We start from the raw sequence: 4,154 nt of genomic DNA on the forward strand, positions 1-4,154 counted from the left end.
TTTGGGCATGGGTTTCGCGATCGCCTGATTCCGGATTACTTCCAGTATACGTCTTAACCGCCTTGGCGACTGCTATACAAATGAATTATCAATATCGGGCTGAGGACTTTACCTACAGTTGCATTATGTTTTTAACTGGTCTTAATTAATAAAAGTGATATTGATTTTTCCCGCGTTCCTTAGCACGATACATCGCAACATCGGCATTCTTAACTAAAATCTCTGGCTCTTGACCGTCAATGGGATATAAACTAATGCCAATACTTGTAGTTACAGAAACTGTATGTTCTTCTAAAATAAAAGGCTGCATGATGGCGTCGCAAATTTTTTCCGCTACTTTCGCAGCTTCCTCGCGCCCTGGAATTGCGGGCAAAATGACTGTGAACTCGTCGCCACCCAACCGCGAGATTGTATCGCTGCCGCGCAAGCATTTTTTGAGCCGACTGGCAACTGTTTTTAAGAGTAAATCACCCACATTGTGTCCGAGAGTGTCGTTGATTGATTTAAATCCATCTAAATCTAAAAACAGTAAAGCTACCAATTCCTGAGTGCTGGAAGCTATTTCTAAAGACTTATGCAAGCATTCGTAGAACATTTGGCGGTTGGGCAAACCGGTAAGAGCATCGTGATAAGCTTGGTGGCTGAGCTCAGCATTTTTTTGTTCTAGGGCATTTGCCCGGAGTTGGCGCTCGGTAATATCTCTAATTGCTCCGACTAAAAAGAGATTGCCTGCAGCATCTTTATGTAGGGATCTTTTAGTCGCAATCAGATGCGTAATTCCGTTAGCGTCAGTAAAATATTCTTCATTTTCTCGCGGCTGGTGAGTTTGAAATACTAATTCGTTTTGCTGCCAAAATATCTCGGCTTCGGCTTGGGGAAATAAATCGTAATCGGTTCGGCAAGTTAAAATTTCTAAAGGATAGCCAATAAACCGACAATATGCCTGATTCAAAACTACGCAGCGGTGAGTTCGATCTTTGACAAAAATGGGGTCGGGAATTGTATCGATTAGCGATTGTAAAAATTCTTTAGACCGTTTTAATTCTTCTTGCAAGTGCGCCAGATAACCCACAACTGCGGCACCAGAACCCAAAAGACTGAGGATTGGAGGAATTAACGGTAGCCACCAACCTGCTAAGAATACTAAGTATAAACTGGCAGTCAGACCTAGACAGATACTTAATAAACAGTAAGCCGATCGACCAAGCGATCGCAAATTCCAACTCACATTTGCTCCCGCCCAAGACCACAGTAAAATCCACAGCAACTCCGCAGCCTCTGGCCAGACATTGAGACCCCCGCGCCCGTCGATAGCTGCACTCAAAATTTGGCTCAAGAAATGAGCCTGAAGCTCGACTCCTGGTATTTGTTGGGGAGGACTAAACCAACCGGAACTGTAAGAATTTTGGTAAAAGTCTTTGAGGCTGGGGGCATTTGAGCCGATCAAGACAACGCGCGATCGTACAAAATCAGCAGGTACTGTGCCAGAGAGCACATCGCCCATCGATGCAGTGCGAAAACTGCCTCGCGGGCCGCGCAGGTTGGTCAAAATTTGATAGCCACGGCTGTCCGATCGAACGTAAGCACCATCATTCGGTTGAAAAGGCCGAAAAACCCCCTTGCCTAACTGCAAGTATTTAGGATTGGCTTTTGCTGATTGAGGGGAAATTCCTTCGCTTTTGAGGTAAAGCAAAGCCAGTCTGAGTGCGAAACTTTGATGAGTTTTGCCGTCTCCGGGCCAAGCGTAGAGCAAAGTTCGCCGGACTTTTGAGTCAGCGTCGATGACAACGTTGTTGAAACCAATTCGATCAAGCTTGTCAAGTACCGGAGGCGGGCGAACTCCGATCCTGGTTTCGTCTGGCATCAACTCAATGCCGATTAAGTTGGGAATAGTTTTAAAAGTTTTGAGCAATTCGGCGTTACCCGGCTGAGTTGGCAAATCTCGGTAAACGTCGAGGCCGATCGCCCGCGGCTTGCCAGCGTGCAATTTTTGCAGCAATTGGGCCAAGACAGCATCCGAAATTGGGTAGCCGTATTTTTGCAAGTCAGCTTCCTTAATTTCTACAATGACGATGCGCGAGTCAATGGGTTCGGCCGGCCGCCAGCGCACAAAGTGGTCGAAAGCAGCCCATTCCCAAACCTGAAAACATCCGAACCAGCGCATTACAATGACCGTACTAGCAACGGCACTCGCAGTAATCAATACTCGGCGTTCTCGATCGACCCATTTTTTGATAGTTTCTAGCATATTTTGGGGATTTGGGCCTCGCCCTTTGAGCATCTAAACTACTACTACGTATAGGTTTTACATCTCCGGGGCGATCTGCTCAGTCGATTTTAGATTTTAGATTTTAGATTTTAGATTATCCAATTTTTTGGTTTTTCGGTGCGATCGAGTCGATTTGAGATTTTAAATTTTAGATTATCCAATTTTTTGGTTTTTCGGTGCGATCGAGTCGATTTGAGATTTTAAATTTTAGATTATCCAATTTTTTGGTTTTTCGGTGCGATCGATTTGAGATTTAAGATTTAAGATTTAAGATTTGAGATTTGAGATTATCCAATTTTTTGGTTTTTCTGTGCCGGCGAGTCATATCAATTCCGGTTGCACTCCTCATGATGTTGACTGTTGACTGTTGACTGTTGACTGTGAATCGAACAACTGAAAATTGGGCCGAGATAGGTGGCGACTTGTAACAATCATTCATGAATTGCCCTCTAATTTATCACCTGACGATGCAGCCGGAAACGATATCAATTTGAGATTTAAGATTTGAGATTATCCAATTTTTGGGTGTTTCGGTGCGATCGGGCTGCAACACCAGAAACCGGGTTTCGCAACCAAAATATGTCATTTCAACAATCACTCTGGAAGCAGAAACCCGGTTTCTGGCGTTTTTTTGTAAAAGTTCTAGTATTTATTCGCTGCTCTAAATACTAGAGACCCATAAATTGTTTTAAACTTTTTCGTTATTACTAATTTTTCCTATTTTATTATTGATTATAGATGCGAGATTTTAGATTCATTTCGCCGCACGAGCCAACGATAAACTAAGTTAAAAACCAGGATATTTCCTGCCAATCAATCTAAAATCTGTCATCTATAATCTCCTACTTTCCTGTTAGTTTTGAAAGTTGCGCGGGCCGGTGTAACCCGATAAATCAGCGAGTTTATCCAAAGATTGCGTCCCCGAATAAAACTGACCATTAATCTCCCAAGTCGGGAAACCTTTAACATTCGCAGCAGCCGCTTGGCAAATTTCAGCGCGGGAATTTTGCCCCCTGGGATCGCATTCAAAATAATCAATTATTTTGGCTGCTTCTTTGCCGAACAGCATTTTTTGGTCGTGGCAGTGGGGACACCAGTAAGCGCCGTACTCTTTAGCGCCAATTTGTCGGAGGTGGCGGGCCAAAGCAATTTGTGCCGGGCCGGAGGTTGTAGTGACGGCAGGGGGTACAATTCCGGGGGTAGAGACAGTAGGAGCAGGTGAGTTGACGCTGTTATAAAGTCCCAAGGCGCCGATCGAACTTACCATTGCCACCAAAATGCCTGTAAACACCAACTGTCCGATATCTTCCCACTCGCGCCCGACTAGCACCAGCACAAACAGCGACAGCGCAAATAAGGCAGAAGTGATGCAGTAAATGCACAGTTCCTGAATTTCAAAAGCCATCAAATACATCAAATAGCTGCTGAAAATTACCATCGCAGCGGTGATGATAAATAGCGCTTGCCAAGTTTTGTTTTCTAGTTGAGAGTGCAGTCCTTTCTTGGTGTCTGGATTTACAGCTTTGGGAGCCAATGCCAGGATTGCTATGCTTAGGTAAGCCAGACAGCCTAACAAACTTAAAGGCACTGTGCCAAAGACTGTAGCGTAGGGACTGTTGAGAACTTTGTCGCAGCCGCTGGTGGGACAAATGACCGAGCCATTGGTGAATTTAGCGATCGTGAGATAGGCCGTTTCTACGACGCCTATGGCTGCGATCGCTGCCATCACAGTCCTAGACCAGCGATGAATCCAAGGGGTTGAACGTCGGCGAATCATTTTTTGATTTGGTAATTTGGGAATTTGGGAATTGTTGACTGTTGACTGTTGACTGTTGACTGTTGACTGTTGACTGTTGACTGTTGACTGTTGACTGTTGACTGTTGA

General features: G+C 44.7%; 2 protein-coding genes. Both read right to left on the reverse strand.

The window, feature by feature from the left end; genetic code table 11:
- Nucleotides 1-145: 145 nt before the first annotated feature.
- Nucleotides 146-2,281, reverse strand: coding sequence for a CHASE2 domain-containing protein (locus QUB14_RS28110; protein ID WP_333221469.1), 2,136 nt, complete (start codon nucleotides 2,279-2,281; stop codon nucleotides 146-148).
- Between the two features lie 841 nt (nucleotides 2,282-3,122).
- A complete protein-coding gene (locus QUB14_RS28115; protein WP_333221471.1) occupies nucleotides 3,123-4,046 on the reverse strand; it encodes a vitamin K epoxide reductase family protein in 924 nt (307 codons plus the stop codon).
- Nucleotides 4,047-4,154: the final 108 nt, after the last annotated feature.

The sequence above is a fragment of the Microcoleus sp. B3-D2 genome (assembly GCF_036705345.1).
Classification (GTDB): Bacteria; Cyanobacteriota; Cyanobacteriia; order Cyanobacteriales; family Microcoleaceae; genus Microcoleus.